General features: G+C 63.8%; 2 protein-coding genes and 2 pseudogenes. 1 reads left to right on the top strand and 3 read right to left on the bottom strand.

The genetic code is table 11. The annotated features are described in order from the left end of the window. Positions 1–136: pseudogene (locus QOC89_RS26890) on the bottom strand (2-dehydro-3-deoxyglucarate aldolase); the annotation flags it as partial. 217 nt (positions 137–353) lie between these two features. On the opposite strand from QOC89_RS26890, the gene QOC89_RS26885 reads away from it, so the two are divergent. Next, positions 354–1,937, top strand: coding sequence for an aldehyde dehydrogenase (NADP(+)) (locus tag QOC89_RS26885; protein ID WP_323047804.1), 1,584 nt, complete (start codon positions 354–356; stop codon positions 1,935–1,937). Positions 1,938–2,118: 181 nt separating this feature from the next. On the opposite strand, the gene QOC89_RS26880 is transcribed toward QOC89_RS26885, so the two are convergent. Further along, on the bottom strand, positions 2,119–2,862 hold the full coding sequence (locus QOC89_RS26880) for a FadR/GntR family transcriptional regulator (protein WP_323047803.1): 744 nt from the start codon (positions 2,860–2,862) through the stop codon (positions 2,119–2,121). Between the two features lie 223 nt (positions 2,863–3,085). Further along, positions 3,086–3,242 (bottom strand): annotated as a pseudogene (locus tag QOC89_RS26875) (MFS transporter); the annotation flags it as partial.

The raw sequence follows: 3,242 nt of genomic DNA, 5'->3' as shown, positions 1-3,242 counted from the left end.
CGAAGCCGACGGCGCCGAGCAGTTCGGTGGCGATCGGACTGGCCAGCGAAACCCAGCAGCCGATCAGGGTTTCGCCGCCGCGGACGGCGCGGCGAAAGCTATTGGGTAAAGGCTGATATGGCGTGGCGGCTGTCATGAGGATGTCTCCTGGAACTGGGTTATCCGGGCAAGCTGCGGTGGCTGAACTGGTTGTTATAGGTCGTCGTACATCTAACGCAGAGTAGCATCGGCACTGTAGGTTGTAACGGGCACGTAAACCCGAATTCCTCTTTGAGTAGGGGTTGCAGGTTGCCGAGGATCTTCCGGTGTTGTAGGATGACCTATATCGGGGACGTCCATTCAAGGAAAGCGAAATGTCTATCACCGGCGAAATGCTGATCGGTCGCAAAGCGGTGCGCGGCGAGGAAAAACCACTGCGTGCATTCAATCCCGCCACGGGATCCGAGATCGCCGAGCCGGTGTTCGGCAGCGGCTCGGTGGCGCACGTCGAGCTCGCCTGCGAGCTCGCCCAGAAAGCGTTCGACCCGTATCGCGCGCTGCCGCTCACGGTGCGCGCCGAGTTTCTCGAGCGTATCGCGGACGGCATCACAGCGCTCGGCGACGCGCTGATCCAACGCGCGCACGAAGAGTCCGGCCTGCCGAAGGCGCGCCTCGAAGGCGAGCGCGGCCGTACGACCGGGCAGCTCAAACTGTTCGCGCAAGTCGTACGCGCGGGCCAATGGCTCACGGCAACGCTCGATTCGCCGTTGCCCGAGCGCAAGCCGCTGCCGCGTTCCGACCTGCGGATGCAAAAGATTCCGCTGGGGCCGGTCGCGGTGTTCGGCGCCAGCAATTTCCCGCTCGCGTTTTCGGTGGCCGGCGGCGACACCGCCGCGGCGCTGGCGGCGGGCTGTCCGGTCGTGGTGAAGGCGCATCGCGCGCATCTGGGCACCTCGGAAATGGTCGGCCGTGCAATTCAGCAGGCCGCGCAGGAGATGGAGCTGCCGGAAGGCGTGTTCTCGATGATCGTCGGCGCCGGCAATTCGGTCGGGGAAGCACTGGTCGCGCATCCGGCGATCAAGGCGGTCGGTTTCACGGGTTCGCGCGCAGGCGGCACGTCGCTGATGCGCGTGGCGGCCGCCCGTGCCGAACCGATTCCAGTGTATGCGGAAATGAGCAGCATCAACCCGGTGTTCCTGCTGTCGAATGCGGTGTCGCAACGCGGCGAGAGCATCGCGCGCGGCTTCGTCGATTCGCTGGTGCTCGGCGCGGGACAGTTCTGTACCAACCCGGGGCTCGCGATCGCGGTCGATAGCGACGCGCTCAAAGGCTTCGTTGCAACGGCGTCCGAGGCGCTGAGCGGCAAGCCGGCCCAAACCATGCTGACCGCCGGCATCCACGCCGCCTATGAAGACGGCGAGGGCAAACTGGCGGCGACCAAGGGCGTCGAAACCGTGGCCCAGGGTGTTGGCGCGACGGGCCCCACGCAAGCGCGCGCGGCTTTGTTCGTGACCGATGCGCAGACCTTCCTGGCTACGCCGGCGCTGGAGGACGAAGTGTTCGGACCCGCGTCGACCATCGTGCGTTGCAAGGACGAGCAGGAAATGCTCGCGGTCGCCGAGCACTTTGACGGTCAGCTGACCGCGACGTTGCAGATGGACAGCGCGGATCTGGCGGCGGCGAAGAAGATGGTGCCGATCCTCGAGCGCAAGGCCGGGCGGATTCTGGTCAATGGTTTCCCGACCGGCGTCGAGGTTTCGCATGCAATGGTGCACGGCGGGCCGTTCCCGGCCACCGCCGATAGCCGGGCGACGTCGGTGGGCACGACCTCGATCGAGCGTTTCCTGCGTCCGGTGTGCTATCAGGATTTCCCGGCCGATCTGCTGCCGCAGGCGCTGGCGGACAGCAATCCGCTGGACCTGTGGCGTCGTCGCGATGGCGAGATTACGCGCAGCTAAGCGCTGCATGAGCGGTGCTTGAGCGGCGCGCAACTGGGCGCCGCGTGAAATAAAAAATGGCCGGGATATCCCGGCCATTTTTGCGTCCAGCGTGATGAATCAGCGGCTGCTTCGCGTAATGAATCAGCGGCTGCTCAGCGCCAGGGATCAGCGATCCACTTCAGGCGCCGGCTATTCGCCGCTAGCTATTCATTTCAGCGGCTTCGTTCGCGCGCCGCAGCCGCTCGCGGCTATTGGACAGGTGCATGCGCATCGCCGCGCGCGCGCCTTCCGCGTCGTGCCGCGTGATCGCCTCGAGAATGCTTTCGTGCTCCAGATTGACGAGCGACAGATACGCGTCCGGCTCCGCATGCGCGATCCCCGCCGAATCGAGCCGGTTGCGCGGAATCAGTGCGCTGCCCATTTGCGTGAGGATGTCGACGAAATAGCGGTTGCCCGTTGCTCGCGCGACCGAGATATGGAACTGCAGGTCGGCGTCGACGCTATCGAGGCCGTTGTGGCGGGTGGCTTCGATCGCGTCGAGCGCGGTGCGCATGCGCGCGAGGTCGTCCGGTTTGGCCCGTTGAGCCGCGAGACCCGCGCATTCCGTTTCGAGGCTGATGCGCAGTTCGAGGATGGACAGCACGTCGCGCAGGGTGGTGGCGGGCACCATGTCGATACCGAGCTTTTCGCGCTGCGGTTCCAGCACGAAGCTGCCGATGCCGTGGCGAGTCTCAATGATCTTGCCGGCCTGCAGGCGCGAAATTGCCTCGCGGATGACGGTGCGGCTCACGCTCAGCGTGACCATCAGCTGCGATTCGGTCGGCAGTTTGTCGCCTGGTTTCAAGGCGTTAGTCGCAATTTGGTCGGTGACGTAGCTGACGACAAACTCGGCAAGATTGCGCGCGCGTCGTGGCGGTACCGCGGATGCCAGTGGTGTAGCCATCGAAAACGCCCCTTAAATCAGATAGTTGCAGATACTTCCTGCGATTCATTATACCGTCGTCTGACGACTGATTATATAAACGCCAAATCATTTTCGAAATCGGCGCGAGCCCTGGCCTCGATGCCAGTCTCAGGCGCCTGGCGGACCGGCAGCGTTGATTCACTGGCGGGCCGTGGAAGTACGATAACTGCCCCTTAAACAACCTCTTTTAACTGCCCTTTGGTTAGCTTTGGCGCAGTTCGACCCGCTTGATGTCTTTCACGATTACGAGGTAGCTGAACACCGTCAGCAGCGCATTCAGGCCGACGAAAACCAGCGCGCCGTTGAACGAGCCGGTCTTCGCGACGCGGTAGCCGATCACGATAGGCGTCACGATGCCG

It is taken from the genome of Paraburkholderia sp. (genome assembly GCF_034668105.1).
Classification (GTDB): Bacteria; Pseudomonadota; Gammaproteobacteria; order Burkholderiales; family Burkholderiaceae; genus Paraburkholderia.
The sequence above is the reverse complement of the archived record's forward strand: the minus strand, read 5'-3'. Positions and strand labels throughout refer to the sequence as shown.